We start from the raw sequence: 14,941 nt of genomic DNA, 5'->3' as shown, positions 1-14,941 counted from the left end.
CTCCTGTTCACTCAGGAGCCGTTTTGACATTTTTAAAAACGCTGCGAAAGCGACGTTATTTTGAATTTTATGAGGCTTCAAACATGGTACCTGTGGTCGCGCTTGTCGGGCGCCCTAACGTTGGAAAATCCACTCTTTTTAACCGTTTAACACGCACCCGTGATGCGCTGGTTGCGGATTTCCCGGGGCTGACGCGTGACCGTAAGTACGGTCGTGCAGAGGTGGAAGGACGCGAGTTCATCTGTATCGATACCGGGGGTATTGACGGTACGGAAGACGGCGTAGAAACCCGCATGGCAGAGCAATCTCTGCTGGCTATCGAAGAAGCAGATGTGGTTCTGTTTATGGTGGATGCTCGCGCTGGCCTGATGCCCGCGGATTCTGCTATCGCTAAACATCTGCGTTCACGCGAAAAGCCAACCTTCCTGGTGGCGAACAAAACTGACGGCATCGATGCCGATCAGGCCATTGCGGATTTCTGGTCTTTAGGCCTGGGCGATATCTATCCTATCGCGGCCTCGCATGGCCGTGGCGTCACCAGCCTGCTGGAAACCGTTCTGCTGCCGTGGGTTGATGAAGTAAACCCACCGGAAGAGGTGGACGAGGACGCTGAATACTGGGCGCAGTTTGAAGCCGGAGAAGAAGGAGAGGAAGAGCCGGAAGACGACTTCAACCCGCAGGATCTGCCTATCAAGCTGGCTATCGTGGGCCGCCCAAATGTAGGTAAGTCTACGCTTACTAACCGTATTCTCGGTGAAGAGCGCGTAGTGGTTTACGACATGCCAGGCACAACGCGTGACAGCATTTACATTCCAATGCAGCGCGATGAACGTGAGTACGTACTTATCGACACCGCAGGGGTGCGTAAGCGCGGGAAAATCACCGATGTGGTGGAAAAATTCTCGGTGATCAAGACCCTTCAGGCGATTGAAGACGCCAACGTGGTGCTGCTGGTTATTGACGCACGTGAAGGTATCTCCGATCAGGATCTCTCTCTGCTCGGCTTTATCCTCAATAGTGGGCGCTCACTGGTTATCGTCGTCAACAAGTGGGACGGCCTGAGCAATGAAGTGCGCGAGCAGGTGAAAGAGACGCTGGACTTCCGTCTGGGCTTTATCGACTTTGCCCGCGTTCACTTCATCTCTGCCCTGCACGGGAGTGGTGTCGGCAACCTGTTCGAATCCGTTCGTGAAGCCTATGACAGCTCTACCCGCCGTCAGAGCACGGCGATGCTGACCCGTATCATGAACATGGCTGCTGAAGACCACCAGCCGCCGCTGGTGCGCGGTCGTCGCGTGAAGCTGAAATATGCTCACGCCGGGGGATATAACCCGCCTATCGTGGTGATCCACGGTAACCAGGTGAAGGATCTGCCGGACTCCTACAAACGCTACCTGATGAACTACTTCCGCAAGTCGCTGGACGTGATGGGTACGCCTATCCGTATTCAGTTCAAGGAAGGGGAAAACCCCTTTGCGAATAAACGCAACACCCTGACGCCGAACCAGATGCGTAAGCGTAAGCGTTTGATTAAGCACATTAAGAAAAGCAAATAATCCTTACCGATCTCACTAAAATCCGCGCCTGTCGCGGGTTTTTTTTCGCTCATTCAAAAGGCCCGCCTTCCCTGTGTGATGTCAATCACTATTCGCTTTGAACCATGTTTATATCTAAGAAAGTAGACAATCGTCGAATTTTCGTCTTAAAGTCCAGGGTTCGGTACTAGACAAAACTAGCGCCTGGTTATCAAATGGTTAACCAACATTTCGCCGCATGTAAAAAATCGATCGGATACGTAACCGTTCGGCGTACATGCTGGTGTTTACAAGCACGACACATACCTTTTCGGGAGAATTATGCAATCCTCTGTTAATCAAAAAGAGAGCCGAACCTTCTTCGGCCATCCTTATCCGCTCGGTTCGCTGTTCTTCACCGAGATGTGGGAGCGTTTCTCGTTTTACGGTATTCGCCCGCTACTGATCCTGTTTATGGCCGCCACCGTGTATGACGGCGGAATGGGCCTGGCGCGTGAAAACGCCTCGGCGATTGTCGGTATTTTTGCCGGCACCATGTACCTCGCCGCGCTGCCGGGCGGCTGGCTGGCGGATAACTGGCTCGGCCAGCAGCGGGCCGTCTGGTACGGTTCGATTTTGATTGCGCTTGGGCACCTGTCGATTGCCCTGTCGGCCATCATGGGCGACAACCTGTTCTTCATCGGCCTGATGTTTATCGTGCTCGGCTCCGGCCTGTTCAAGACCTGTATCTCGGTCATGGTGGGGACACTGTACAAAAAGGGCGATGCGCGTCGTGACGGCGGTTTCTCGCTGTTCTATATGGGCATCAACATGGGCTCGTTCATTGCCCCTCTGATTTCCGGCTGGCTGATTAAAACCCACGGCTGGCACTGGGGCTTTGGTATCGGTGGTATTGGGATGCTGGTCGCCCTGATTATCTTCCGCGTGTTTGCCGTTCCGGCCATGAAGCGTTACGACAGCGAAGTCGGTCTGGACTCCACCTGGAACAGTCCGGTAGTGAAACGTAACGGCGTGGGCGCCTGGCTGCTGGCGCTGGCTGTGGGTGTTGCAATCATCGTTACGTTGATTGCCCAGGGCGTGATTGTGATTAATCCGGTCGCGGTCGCCAGCGTGCTGGTGTATGTTATTGCCGCCTCCGTCGCGCTCTACTTCATCTATCTGTTCATCTTCGCCGGGCTGAATCGCAAAGAGCGCGCAAGGCTGCTGGTGTGCTTTATTCTGCTGGTCTCCGCCGCGTTCTTCTGGTCCGCGTTCGAGCAGAAGCCAACCTCCTTCAACCTGTTCGCCAACGACTACACTAACCGCATGATCGGTGATTTTGAAATCCCGGCGGTGTGGTTCCAGTCGATTAATGCCCTGTTCATCATTCTGCTGGCCCCGGTATTTAGCTGGGCATGGCCGAAGCTGGCGAGCAAAAACATTCGTCCGAGCAGCATCACCAAGTTCGTGATCGGTATTCTGTGTGCAGCGGCGGGCTTTGGCCTGATGATGCTGGCGGCGCAGAACGTACTGAGCAATGGTGGGGCTGGGGTTTCTCCGTTCTGGCTGGTGGGCAGTATCCTGATGCTGACGCTCGGGGAACTGTGCCTGAGTCCGATTGGTCTGGCGACCATGACCCTGCTGGCGCCGGAAAGAATGCGCGGCCAGATGATGGGCCTGTGGTTCTGCGCCAGTGCGCTGGGTAACCTGGCTGCGGGGCTGATTGGCGGTCACGTGAAGGCCGACCAGCTGGATATGCTGCCAGACCTCTTTGCCCGTTGCTCCATCGCGCTGCTGATTTGTGCTGCGGTGCTGTTCGTCCTCATTGTTCCGGTACGTCGCATGCTGGAAAATGCGCAAACTAAACCGGCTACCGAAGCCTGATACTATTCAGTCTGCCGGGGCAGTTGTCCTGTCCCGGCCCAACTCAACAGGAGAGAGCATGTCGATTACCTGTCCGGATTGCCACGCAGCGCTCGAGCCGCAAAACGGTATCGCGCACTGCGACAGCTGCAATAAAGATATTCCCCTCGAAGCGCGCTGCCCTGACTGCCATCAGCCGCTTCAGGTACTCAAGGCCTGCGGCGCGGTGGATTACTTCTGTCAGAACGGCCACGGGCTGATCTCAAAAAAACGCGTCGAGTTCGTCAGGGCTGGGGCTTAATCGCACACGCAGCCTTCTCCTTTTTGCCATAGCTCGATCAGCGATTCCGGCGCTTCCTGCTCCGGAACCAGCACAATAATATCGGTATACTGCGCCTGATTGTGCCGGGTCCAGATTATCTGAATGCGAAAATAGCGCTGATCGCCGCTGCCCGGAGACGACGCCTGGCCCGGTGGCTGTCCGCGCGGGATAGCCTGTTCCAGAATATTCACCACGCGCTGACGCTGCGCCTCGTTGAGCGTGGAGAGGGCGATCGTGCGCTGACCGCTCAGCTTAGGAATAAAGGCGACGCCGCCTTCCCGGGCCAGCTCAACCACGGCGTCATCCGTCAGTTCCGGTACCTGCATTACAGTACTCCCACCTGTTCCCAGGCTTGTTTAATGGCCGCCCCAACGTCACCCCCCGAACGCTTCTCGCCGTGGGCGATCGTCAGTTTTGCGAAAGCGTCAAAATCCGCATCCTGCGCCAGGTTGCGATCGCAAACCGTGTCGTACCAGGCATAACCCACTTTTTCCCAGGCGTAGCCACCGATTGCTGTTGCGGCCAGGTAAAACGCCCGGTTGGGGATGCCAGAGTTAAGGTGTACGCCGCCGTTATCCTCGCGCGTTTTGATAAAATCTTTCATGTGCGCGGGCTGCGGGTCTTTGCCAAGGAGGGGATCGTCGTAGGCGGTGCCGGGTTCAGACATTGAGCGCAGCCCTTTGCCGTTAATCCCCGCTGCCAGCAGCCCTTCGCCAATCAGCCAGTCTGCCTGGTCGGCGGTTTGCTTAAGATAGTATTGCTTCACCAGCGAACCAAACACGTCGGATAACGACTCGTTCAGCGCGCCAGATTGTTCAAAGTAAATGAGCCCGGCTTCGGTCTCCGTCACACCGTGGCTCAGCTCATGCGCCACCACGTCGATGGCAATGGTGAAGCGGTTGAAGATTTCCCCGTCGCCATCGCCAAAGACCATCTGCTGGCCGTTCCAGAAGGCGTTTTGATACTCACGGCCGTAATGCACGGTACCGGTCAGGATCAGCCCCTTATTATCGAGCGAATCCCGCTGATACTCCTTCCAGAAGAAATCATGGGTGATCCCCAGATAATCGTACGCTTCATCCACCGCCACATCGCCGTTGGAGGGCTGGCCTTCATAGCGCACCTGGCTACCCGGCAGCTCCTGGGTCTGTTTCGCATCGTAGATGTCACGCTCAAGCTGACCGGCTTTATTCACATGCGGCGCGGCGGGTTTGCCCGGCATATGCGCCATCAGGGTTTGCACATGGGTTAATGTCTGACGGGCGCAGCGCTGCTGGGGCTCTGAACCGCTTTCGATAATACGACGAAGAATATACGGAGGGATGACGCTATGAAGATGGGGCATGCTGCTCTCCTTATTAAAAAAGGCAATAGCAGCAGTATAGTTTGTAACCGGCGAAGATTTATCCGCTTTTACGCTGGCGCGTTTTTTTCACCGGTTTGATCTCTTTCACCTCACTCTCGACCCAGCCGTCAGAAAGCCGGGTGGTGAGTACATCCCCGGTTTTGACCTGTTTCGTCTGCTTCAGCACTTTGCCGTCCGTCGCGGTGGTCACACTATAGCCGCGGGCCAGCGTGGAGAGCGGGCTGACGGCTTCCAGATGGGTGACCGCATTGCCAAAACGCTCGCGGGTGGCGCTCAGGCGTGAGCGGATATTTTCCGCGAGGCGATACTCAAGCTGCTGGATACGCGTTTGTGCGCGATAAACCTTCGGCTGTGGATTCTGCTGGTTCAGACGCTGCGTCATGCGCTGCTGGCGCGATACCGCCCGCTTAAGCTGGTTATCCAGCGCGAAGTTCATCCGCTGACGCAGACGTTCCAGCACGGTTTGCTGACGCGCCAGACGCAATTGCGGATGCTGCTGTTGCAGACGATGGTGAAGCTGGGTAAAGCGGCGGGTACGGTTGGCGAGGAAGTAGTCCATCGCCATCTCCAGGCGCTGCTGCCCGTTCTGGATCTGACGCAGCAGCTCCTGCTGGTTACGGCTGACTACCTCTGCCGCCGCGGACGGCGTGGGCGCGCGTAAATCCGCGACAAAATCGGCAATCGTCACATCCGTTTCGTGACCGACGGCGCTCACCACCGGGATAAGGCTGGCAAAGATTGCCCGCGCCACGCGCTCGTCGTTAAAGCTCCACAGGTCTTCCAGCGAGCCGCCGCCGCGCCCGACGATCAGGACATCACACTCCTGACGCGCATTCGCCAGCTCAATGGCGCGCACGATCTGCCCCGGCGCATCGTCACCCTGAACGGCAGTCGGGTAGATAATGACGGGCAGGGAAGGGTCACGGCGCTTAAGGACGTGCAAAATATCGTGCAGGGCCGCACCGGTTTTCGACGTGATAACCCCAACGCAGTGGGCTGGTGAGGGAAGGGGTTTTTTAAACTGCTGGTCGAACAATCCCTCAGCCGAAAGCATGGCTTTTAGCTGCTCGTACTTCTGTTGCAGCAAGCCTTCACCGGCGGGCTGCATGCTCTCGACGATAATCTGATAATCGCCGCGCGGCTCATACAGGGTAATGTTGGCGCGAACCAGAACCTGCTGGCCATGCTGAGGACGGAACGTCACGCGACGGTTGCTGTTGCGGAACATCGCGCAGCGCACCTGAGCGGTGTCGTCTTTCAGCGTAAAGTACCAGTGGCCGGAAGCAGGCTGCGTGAAGTTAGAGATTTCACCGCTGATCCAGACCTGTCCCATTTCCTGCTCAAGCAGCAAACGCACCGTCTGATTAAGGCGGCTGACAGTATAGATTGAGGGGGATTGAGAGGATAACATGTGAGCGGGATCAAATTCTAAATCAGCAAGTTATTCAGTCGATAGTAACCTGCTGAGAGGTGAGCGCAAGCATTTTTTTCAAAAAAGTGTGGATGCAATCGGTTACGCTCTGTATAATGCCACGGCAATATTTAACCACCCAGGTCAGAGATATTGCCCATGCTACGTATTGCTAAAGAAGCACTGACGTTTGACGACGTCCTCCTCGTTCCCGCTCACTCCACCGTTCTGCCGAATACTGCCGACCTCAGCACGCAGTTGACGAAAACCATTCGTCTGAACATTCCTATGCTCTCCGCAGCAATGGACACCGTGACTGAAGCGCGTCTGGCTATCGCCCTGGCACAGGAAGGCGGCATTGGCTTTATCCACAAAAACATGTCTATCGAGCGTCAGGCGGAAGAAGTTCGCCGCGTGAAGAAGCATGAATCCGGTATCGTGTCCGATCCTCAGACCGTTCTGCCAACCACCACGCTGCACGAAGTGAAAGCCCTGACCGAGCGTAACGGCTTTGCAGGCTACCCGGTAGTCACTGAAGACAACGAACTGGTCGGCATCATTACCGGTCGTGACGTGCGTTTCGTGACTGACCTGAACCAGCCTGTAAGCGTCTACATGACGCCAAAAGAGCGTCTGGTGACCGTGCGTGAAGGCGAAACCCGCGACGTGGTGCTGGCGAAAATGCACGAAAAACGCGTTGAGAAAGCGCTGGTTGTGGACGCGAACTTCCACCTGCGCGGCATGATCACCGTTAAAGATTTCCAGAAAGCAGAACGTAAACCGAACGCCTGTAAAGACGAGCATGGCCGTCTGCGCGTCGGCGCTGCGGTTGGCGCGGGCGCAGGTAACGAAGAGCGCGTTGACGCGCTGGTTGCCGCGGGCGTTGACGTGCTGCTGATTGACTCCTCCCACGGCCACTCCGAAGGCGTTCTGCAACGTATTCGTGAAACCCGTGCTAAATACCCGGATCTCCAGATTATCGGCGGTAACGTGGCAACAGGCGCAGGCGCTCGCGCGCTGGCGGAAGCGGGTTGCAGCGCGGTGAAAGTGGGTATCGGCCCTGGCTCTATCTGTACCACCCGTATCGTCACTGGCGTAGGCGTGCCGCAGATCACGGCGGTTTCTGACGCGGTTGAAGCGCTGGAAGGCACCGGTATTCCGGTTATCGCGGACGGCGGTATCCGCTTCTCTGGTGACATCGCCAAAGCGATCGCCGCAGGCGCCGCAGCCGTGATGGTGGGCTCCATGCTGGCCGGTACCGAAGAATCTCCGGGTGAAATCGAACTCTACCAGGGGCGTTCTTATAAATCCTACCGCGGTATGGGCTCCCTGGGCGCGATGTCCAAAGGTTCCTCCGACCGTTACTTCCAGACCGATAACGCTGCTGACAAACTGGTACCGGAAGGTATCGAAGGTCGCGTGGCGTATAAAGGCCGCCTGAAAGAGATCATTCACCAGCAGATGGGCGGCCTGCGCTCCTGTATGGGTCTGACCGGCTGTGGTACCATTGACCTGCTGCGTACCAAAGCGGAATTCGTACGCATCAGCGGTGCGGGTATCCAGGAGAGCCACGTTCACGACGTGACGATCACCAAAGAGTCCCCGAACTACCGTCTGGGCTCCTGATAAATTTCCGCGCCCGGCTCAATGCCGGGCGCTTTGTTTTGTTTCACTTGCCTCGGAATTAGCGTCAATGACGGAAAACATTCATAAACATCGCATTCTCATCCTGGACTTCGGTTCGCAGTACACTCAGCTGGTGGCGCGTCGCGTACGTGAACTGGGGGTTTACTGTGAACTGTGGGCGTGGGATGTCACGGAAGCACAGATTCGCGAATTCAATCCAAGCGGCATCATCCTGTCCGGCGGCCCGGAAAGCACCACCGAAGAAAACAGCCCGCGCGCGCCGCAGTACGTATTCGAAGCTGGCGTGCCGGTATTCGGCGTTTGCTACGGTATGCAGACCATGGCAATGCAGCTGGGCGGCCACGTAGAAGGCTCCAGCGAGCGCGAGTTCGGCTACGCACAGGTTGAAGTGGTTAACGACAGCGCGCTGGTGCGCGGTATCGAAGACTCCCTGACCGCAGACGGCAAACCGCTGCTGGACGTGTGGATGAGCCACGGCGACAAAGTTACCGCCATCCCGTCTGACTTCGTGACCGTTGCCAGCACCGAAAGCTGCCCGTTTGCCATCATGGCGAACGAAGAAAAACGCTTCTACGGCGTGCAGTTCCACCCGGAAGTGACCCACACCCGTCAGGGTATGCGCATGCTGGAGCGCTTCGTGCGCGACATCTGCCAGTGTGAAGCCCTGTGGACCCCGGCAAAAATTATCGACGACGCCGTTGAGCGTATCCGCCAGCAGGTTGGCGATGACAAAGTGATCCTCGGCCTCTCCGGTGGCGTGGACTCCTCTGTGACCGCGATGCTGCTGCACCGCGCCATCGGCAAAAACCTGACCTGTGTCTTCGTGGATAACGGCCTGCTGCGCCTGAACGAAGCGAAGCAGGTTATGGACATGTTTGGCGACCACTTCGGTCTGAACATCGTTCACGTGGAAGGCGAGCAGCGTTTCCTGGACGCGCTGAAAGGCGAGAACGATCCGGAAGCGAAACGTAAGATCATCGGTCGCGTGTTCGTGGAAGTGTTCGACGAAGAAGCGCTGAAGCTGGAAGACGTGAAATGGCTGGCGCAGGGCACTATCTACCCTGACGTGATCGAGTCTGCGGCCTCCGCAACCGGTAAAGCGCACGTTATCAAATCTCACCACAACGTGGGCGGCCTGCCGAAAGAGATGAAGATGGGTCTGGTGGAACCGCTGCGTGAGCTGTTCAAAGACGAAGTGCGTAAAATCGGTCTGGAGCTGGGGCTGCCGTACGACATGCTCTACCGTCACCCATTCCCGGGCCCGGGCCTCGGCGTACGCGTGCTGGGCGAAGTGAAGAAAGAGTACTGCGACCTGCTGCGTCGCGCGGACGCGATCTTCATCGAAGAGCTCCACAAAGCTGACCTGTACAACAAAGTGAGCCAGGCGTTCACCGTGTTCCTGCCGGTACGCTCCGTCGGCGTGATGGGCGATGGCCGTAAGTACGACTGGGTTGTTTCCCTGCGTGCGGTGGAAACCATCGACTTCATGACCGCGCACTGGGCGCACCTGCCGTATGACTTCTTAGGCCGCGTGTCTAACAGAATAATCAATGAAGTCAATGGCATATCGCGTGTCGTGTATGACATCAGCGGCAAGCCACCGGCGACGATCGAGTGGGAGTAAGCCCATAACCTTTCCTGCGAAGTTATAAGCATGTAAGACTGATAAAACCCTCTGTTTACAGAGGGTTTTTCTTTTGTAGCTGATATCCGAACGGGACGTGAGCTACTGGCTCATCTGCCGGGATCCACGGCAGCCGATACTGCGTCGCCATGCCCCTGGCGCCTGACCATACTGACGCTTAAAGCTGCGATTGAAGGACTGCTGAGAGTCAAAGCCCAGCGCGATCGCCACGTTCAGAATCGGTTCATCGCTGTGGGCTAAGCGCTCAACCGATTTTTGCAGCTTTTGCGCGCGAATATATTCGGCGAGAGGGGAGCCGGTATGTTCTTTGAAAAGCCGCTGGAGGTGCCATTTCGAATAGCCAGCTCGCCTGGAGACGGTTTCAATGTCCAGACGGCTATCGAGGTTGTTGTCGATCCAGTCGAGTAAATCGTGAATGAATGCACCCGTGTTCATCTTGCTTCCCCCTACGCCACGCATTAAAAAGCATCTTTGTTTGTTGCACTTAAAGGTGACCCGTTTTTACATTAATTGCAAGTTTTATTGTTGCATTTAAATCCCTGTTCAAAACACGTGATTTACCTTTGCCGCAAATAGCACATAAAGTGCAACAATTATTCTTGCACTTAGTTAAGCGCCTTCCTACAATCGCCGCGAATAGTGTATTCGCAACTGTTACAGTTTTGTGGCGATGAACGACACAAATGGCCTTAAGCCAGCTACCGGACAAAGGAAGTGGCGCGGCGTCTCCCGCTGCGTCTTGCCCGGCGGCTACAATAACCGGAATAAAAATAATGAGCCTGCAAAAAACCTGGGGTAACTTTCATCTGAGCGCGATGGGGGTGGTTTTACTCTCCGTGCTTCTCGTCGGGTGCGATGACAGCGTCGCGCAAAATGCCGCGCCGCAAGCGCCCGTTGTCAGCGCTGCTGACGTGGTGGTGAAATCCATTAGCCAGTGGGACAGCTTTAACGGTCGCATTGAAGCGGTGGAAAGCGTTCAGCTGCGTCCGCGCGTGTCCGGCTACATTGAGAAAGTGAATTACACCGACGGCCAGGAAGTGAAGAAGGGCGAGGTGCTGTTCACCATCGATGACCGAACCTATCGCGCCGCGCTGGAACAGGCGCAGGCGAACCTGGCAAGAGCCAAAACGCAGGCCAGCCTCGCGCAAAGTGAAGCCAACCGTACCGATAAGTTGATCAATACCCATCTGGTCTCACGGGAAGAGTGGGAGCAGCGTCGCTCGGCTGCCGTTCAGGCGCAGGCCGACATTCGCGCCGCGCAGGCGGCGGTTGACGCAGCCCAGCTCAACCTGGACTTCACCAAAGTGACTGCGCCTATCGATGGTCGCGCCAGCCGGGCGCTGATCACCAGCGGGAACCTGGTGACTGCGGGCGATACCGCCAGCGTCCTCACCACGCTGGTCTCGCAGAAGACGGTGTACGTCTACTTTGACGTGGACGAGTCAACCTACCTTCACTATCAAAACCTGGCCCGCAGCGGGCAGGGGGCGTCCAGCAATCACACGGCGCTGCCGGTTGAGATTGGCCTGACGGGCGAGGAGGGCTATCCCCATCAGGGCAAAGTGGATTTCCTGGATAACCAGCTCACGCCGAGCACCGGGACCATCCGCATGCGCGCGCTGCTGGATAACTCACAGCGTCAGTTCACGCCGGGACTGTTTGCCCGAGTACGCCTGCCGGGCAGTGCGGAATTTAAAGCCACGCTTGTTGACGACAAAGCGGTGCTGACCGATCAGGATCGTAAATACGTCTATATCGTCGATAAAGAGGGGAAAGCGCAGCGTCGCGACATTACGCCGGGTCGTCTGGCAGACGGTTTACGCATCGTGCGGCAGGGGCTGAACCCCGGGGATAAAGTCATCGTCGAGGGTTTACAGAAAGTGTTTATGCCGGGTATGCCGGTTAACGCCAAAACCGTTGCCATGACCGCCAGCGCCGCCCTCAACTGATCCCTTGACCTGAGAATCCAACCCATGGACTTTTCCCGTTTTTTCATCGACAGGCCGATTTTTGCCGCCGTACTGTCGATTCTGATTTTTATCACAGGATTAATCGCCATCCCGCTGCTGCCGGTGAGCGAATACCCTGACGTCGTGCCGCCAAGCGTGCAGGTGCGCGCCGAGTATCCGGGCGCCAACCCGAAAGTGATTGCTGAGACCGTGGCAACACCGCTGGAAGAGGCGATCAACGGCGTTGAAAACATGATGTACATGAAATCCGTCGCGGGCTCGGACGGCGTGCTGGTGACCACCGTGACCTTCCGTCCGGGGACTGACCCGGATCAGGCGCAGGTTCAGGTGCAAAACCGCGTCGCGCAGGCCGAGGCGCGTCTGCCGGAAGACGTGCGGCGTTTGGGCATCACGACTCAGAAACAGTCGCCAACGCTGACGCTGGTGGTGCATCTGTTTTCGCCTGGTGGTAAGTACGATTCACTGTATATGCGTAACTACGCCACGCTGAAGGTGAAGGACGAGCTGGCGCGTCTGCCCGGCGTGGGTCAGATCCAGATTTTTGGCTCGGGTGAATACGCGATGCGCGTCTGGCTGGATCCGAACAAGGTGGCTGCCCGCGGTCTGACCGCTTCGGACGTAGTGACGGCGATGCAGGAGCAGAACGTGCAGGTCTCCGCCGGTCAGCTTGGCGCCGAGCCGCTGCCGAAAGAGAGCGACTTCCTGATCTCCATTAACGCCCAGGGCCGCCTGCATACCGAAGAAGAGTTTGGCAATATTGTCCTGAAAACAACGCAGGATGGTACGGTCGTCCGCCTGCGCGATGTGGCGCGGATTGAAATGGGTTCCGGGAGCTATGCCCTGCGTTCCCAGCTGAACAATAAAGACGCGGTCGGGATTGGTATCTTCCAGTCGCCGGGGGCGAACGCCATCGATCTGTCTAACGCGGTGCGCGCGAAAATGGACGAACTGTCCACGCGCTTCCCGGCAGACATGAAGTGGGCGGCACCTTACGATCCGACGGTCTTCGTGCGTGATTCAATCCGTGCGGTGGTGCAAACGCTGCTGGAAGCCGTGGTGCTGGTGGTGCTGGTGGTCATTCTGTTCCTGCAAACCTGGCGCGCGTCGATCATTCCGCTGATCGCGGTGCCGGTGTCGGTGGTGGGTACTTTCAGCATTCTCTACCTGCTGGGCTTCTCGCTGAATACCCTCAGCCTGTTCGGCTTGGTGCTCGCCATCGGTATCGTGGTGGACGACGCCATCGTGGTGGTGGAAAACGTCGAGCGAAATATCGAAGAGGGGCTTGCGCCGCTTGCGGCCGCGCACCAGGCGATGCGTGAAGTGTCCGGGCCGATTATCGCGATTGCGCTGGTGCTGTGCGCGGTGTTTGTGCCGATGGCGTTTCTGTCGGGCGTTACCGGCCAGTTCTACAAGCAGTTTGCGGTGACGATCGCGATATCGACGGTGATTTCAGCGATTAACTCGCTGACGCTCTCTCCGGCGCTGGCGGCACTGCTGTTAAAGCCCCACGGCGCGCCGAAAGATTTCCCGACCCGGCTTATCGACCGTCTGTTCGGCTGGATTTTCCGTCCGTTTAACCGCTTTTTCCTCCGCAGTTCAAACGGCTATCAGGGGCTGGTGGGCAAAACGCTGGGACGGCGCGGTGCGGTATTCGTGGTTTACCTGCTGCTGCTCTGTGCCGCAGGCGTCATGTTTAAAGCGGTGCCCGGCGGGTTTATTCCCACGCAGGACAAGCTGTACCTGATTGGCGGCGTGAAAATGCCGGAAGGCTCCTCGCTGGCCCGCACCGATGCGGTGATCCGCAAAATGAGCGAAATCGGGATGAATACCGAAGGCGTGGATTATGCGGTCGCGTTTCCGGGGCTGAACGCGCTGCAGTTCACCAATACGCCGAACACCGGGACGGTCTTTTTTGGCCTGAAGCCGTTCGACCAGCGTAAACATTCCGCGGCGGAAATTAACGCGGAGATCAACGCGAAAATCGCGCAAATCCAGCAGGGCTTTGGCTTCTCGATTCTGCCGCCGCCGATTTTAGGGCTGGGTCAGGGGTCGGGCTATTCGCTGTACATACAGGATCGCGCTGGTCTGGGCTATGGCGCGCTGCAAAACGCGGTGAACACCATGTCCGGGGCGATTATGCAGACGCCGGGGATGCATTTCCCCATCTCAACCTACCAGGCTAACGTGCCGCAGTTGGACGTCCAGGTTGACCGCGATAAGGCGAAAGCGCAGGGCGTGTCGCTGACCGATCTCTTCGGGACGCTGCAAACCTATCTGGGCTCTTCGTACGTCAATGATTTCAACCAGTTCGGTCGCACCTGGCGCGTGATGGCGCAGGCTGACGGGCAGTTCCGCGACAGCGTGGAAGATATTGCGAATCTGCGTACCCGCAACAGCCAGGGCGAAATGGTGCCGATTGGCAGTATGGTGAACATCACGACCACCTACGGTCCGGACCCGGTGATCCGCTACAACGGCTACCCGGCGGCGGATCTGATTGGTGATGCCGACCCGCGCGTGCTCTCTTCCGCGCAGGCGATGACGCAGCTGGACGCTATGTCTAAGCAGATCCTGCCGAACGGGATGAATATTGAATGGACGGACCTGAGCTTCCAGCAGGCCACCCAGGGCAACACGGCGCTGATCGTCTTCCCGGTCGCAGTGCTGCTGGCGTTCCTGGTGCTGGCGGCGCTGTATGAAAGCTGGACGCTGCCGCTGGCGGTGATCCTCATCGTGCCGATGACGATGCTCTCCGCGCTGTTCGGCGTCTGGCTGACCGGGGGCGATAACAACGTCTTCGTGCAGGTAGGGCTGGTTGTGCTGATGGGGCTGGCCTGTAAAAACGCGATTCTTATCGTTGAGTTTGCCCGCGAACTGGAAATTCAGGGCAAAGGCATCATGGAGGCTGCGCTGGAGGCGTGCCGCCTGCGTTTACGCCCGATTGTAATGACTTCTATCGCCTTTATTGCCGGGACTATTCCACTGATCCTTGGTCACGGGGCAGGGGCAGAAGTGCGCGGCGTCACCGGGATCACAGTCTTTTCCGGGATGCTGGGCGTGACGCTGTTTGGTCTGTTCCTGACGCCGGTCTTTTACGTGACGCTGCGTAAGTTCGTGACGCGCGGCAAAGCGGAAAGAGAGGTGTTGCCTGCGTAGGACGTAGCAGATAGCAAAAAGCCACCTTCACAATGAAGGCGGCTTTT

At 57.3% G+C, this 14,941-nt stretch carries 11 protein-coding genes; 7 read left to right on the top strand and 4 right to left on the bottom strand.

What is annotated here, in order from left to right:
• Positions 1-83 precede the first annotated feature (83 nt).
• The 3 genes from der to SK47_RS15580 all read left to right on the top strand — a co-directional run bounded on the left by der (position 84) and on the right by SK47_RS15580 (position 3,678).
• Positions 84-1,556: a ribosome biogenesis GTPase Der gene (gene der, locus SK47_RS15590; RefSeq protein WP_003860611.1), complete on the top strand. Its 1,473-nt coding sequence runs from the start codon at positions 84-86 to the stop codon at positions 1,554-1,556.
• Between the two features lie 300 nt (positions 1,557-1,856).
• Positions 1,857-3,398: a peptide MFS transporter gene (locus tag SK47_RS15585; protein ID WP_023314644.1), complete on the top strand. Its 1,542-nt coding sequence runs from the start codon at positions 1,857-1,859 to the stop codon at positions 3,396-3,398.
• Positions 3,399-3,456: 58 nt separating this feature from the next.
• Positions 3,457-3,678 carry a zinc ribbon domain-containing protein gene (locus SK47_RS15580; protein ID WP_003860607.1) on the top strand — a complete coding sequence of 74 codons (222 nt, stop codon included), beginning with the start codon at positions 3,457-3,459 and terminating at the stop codon, positions 3,676-3,678.
• On the opposite strand, the gene SK47_RS15575 is transcribed toward SK47_RS15580, so the two are convergent.
• From SK47_RS15575 to xseA, 3 genes are read right to left on the bottom strand one after another with little or no spacing between them, the layout of a single operon-like run.
• Positions 3,675-4,025, bottom strand: coding sequence for a protealysin inhibitor emfourin (locus tag SK47_RS15575; protein ID WP_003860606.1), 351 nt, complete (start codon positions 4,023-4,025; stop codon positions 3,675-3,677). The genes SK47_RS15580 and SK47_RS15575 overlap by 4 nt on opposite strands.
• Positions 4,025-5,044, bottom strand: coding sequence for a M4 family metallopeptidase (locus SK47_RS15570; protein ID WP_048244635.1), 1,020 nt, complete (start codon positions 5,042-5,044; stop codon positions 4,025-4,027). The genes SK47_RS15575 and SK47_RS15570 overlap by 1 nt, the downstream gene beginning before the upstream one ends.
• 58 nt (positions 5,045-5,102) lie before the next feature.
• Positions 5,103-6,476 carry an exodeoxyribonuclease VII large subunit gene (gene xseA / locus SK47_RS15565; protein ID WP_048244633.1) on the bottom strand — a complete coding sequence of 458 codons (1,374 nt, stop codon included), beginning with the start codon at positions 6,474-6,476 and terminating at the stop codon, positions 5,103-5,105.
• Positions 6,477-6,635: 159 nt separating this feature from the next.
• Here xseA and guaB point away from each other — a divergent pair, with 159 nt between their 5' ends.
• Together guaB and guaA are read left to right on the top strand one after the other, a co-directional pair.
• On the top strand, positions 6,636-8,102 hold the full coding sequence (guaB, locus tag SK47_RS15560; RefSeq protein WP_003860601.1) for an IMP dehydrogenase: 1,467 nt from the start codon (positions 6,636-6,638) through the stop codon (positions 8,100-8,102).
• A gap of 67 nt (positions 8,103-8,169) precedes the next feature.
• Complete coding sequence (gene guaA / locus SK47_RS15555; protein WP_048244631.1) at positions 8,170-9,747, top strand: glutamine-hydrolyzing GMP synthase; 1,578 nt, start codon at positions 8,170-8,172, stop codon at positions 9,745-9,747.
• A 102-nt stretch (positions 9,748-9,849) separates the two neighbouring features.
• On the opposite strand, the gene SK47_RS15550 is transcribed toward guaA, so the two are convergent.
• Positions 9,850-10,203 (bottom strand): helix-turn-helix domain-containing protein, encoded by a 354-nt coding sequence (locus SK47_RS15550; protein ID WP_022651570.1) that lies wholly within the window; start codon positions 10,201-10,203, stop codon positions 9,850-9,852.
• A gap of 338 nt (positions 10,204-10,541) precedes the next feature.
• Between SK47_RS15550 and SK47_RS15545 the strand changes: the two genes are divergently transcribed.
• Both SK47_RS15545 and oqxB read left to right on the top strand, forming a co-directional pair.
• A complete protein-coding gene (locus tag SK47_RS15545; RefSeq protein ID WP_048244629.1) occupies positions 10,542-11,717 on the top strand; it encodes an efflux RND transporter periplasmic adaptor subunit in 1,176 nt (391 codons plus the stop codon).
• Between the two features lie 24 nt (positions 11,718-11,741).
• Complete coding sequence (gene oqxB, locus SK47_RS15540) at positions 11,742-14,894, top strand: multidrug efflux RND transporter permease subunit OqxB (RefSeq protein ID WP_045330478.1); 3,153 nt, start codon at positions 11,742-11,744, stop codon at positions 14,892-14,894.
• Positions 14,895-14,941: the final 47 nt, after the last annotated feature.

The sequence above is a fragment of the Enterobacter sp. BWH52 genome, assembly GCF_001037565.1.
Taxonomy (GTDB): domain Bacteria; phylum Pseudomonadota; class Gammaproteobacteria; order Enterobacterales; family Enterobacteriaceae; genus Enterobacter; species Enterobacter hormaechei_C.
The sequence above is the reverse complement of the archived record's forward strand: the minus strand, read 5'-3'. Positions and strand labels throughout refer to the sequence as shown.

Coding starts and splice junctions, on each gene's coding strand:
- der (WP_003860611.1), top strand. CDS start 84: ATGGTACCTGTGGTCGCGCTTGTCGGGCGCCCTAACGTTGGAAAATCC.
- SK47_RS15585 (WP_023314644.1), top strand. CDS start 1,857: ATGCAATCCTCTGTTAATCAAAAAGAGAGCCGAACCTTCTTCGGCCAT.
- SK47_RS15580 (WP_003860607.1), top strand. CDS start 3,457: ATGTCGATTACCTGTCCGGATTGCCACGCAGCGCTCGAGCCGCAAAAC.
- SK47_RS15575 (WP_003860606.1), bottom strand. CDS start 4,025: ATGCAGGTACCGGAACTGACGGATGACGCCGTGGTTGAGCTGGCCCGG.
- SK47_RS15570 (WP_048244635.1), bottom strand. CDS start 5,044: ATGCCCCATCTTCATAGCGTCATCCCTCCGTATATTCTTCGTCGTATT.
- xseA (WP_048244633.1), bottom strand. CDS start 6,476: ATGTTATCCTCTCAATCCCCCTCAATCTATACTGTCAGCCGCCTTAAT.
- guaB (WP_003860601.1), top strand. CDS start 6,636: ATGCTACGTATTGCTAAAGAAGCACTGACGTTTGACGACGTCCTCCTC.
- guaA (WP_048244631.1), top strand. CDS start 8,170: ATGACGGAAAACATTCATAAACATCGCATTCTCATCCTGGACTTCGGT.
- SK47_RS15550 (WP_022651570.1), bottom strand. CDS start 10,203: ATGAACACGGGTGCATTCATTCACGATTTACTCGACTGGATCGACAAC.
- SK47_RS15545 (WP_048244629.1), top strand. CDS start 10,542: ATGAGCCTGCAAAAAACCTGGGGTAACTTTCATCTGAGCGCGATGGGG.
- oqxB (WP_045330478.1), top strand. CDS start 11,742: ATGGACTTTTCCCGTTTTTTCATCGACAGGCCGATTTTTGCCGCCGTA.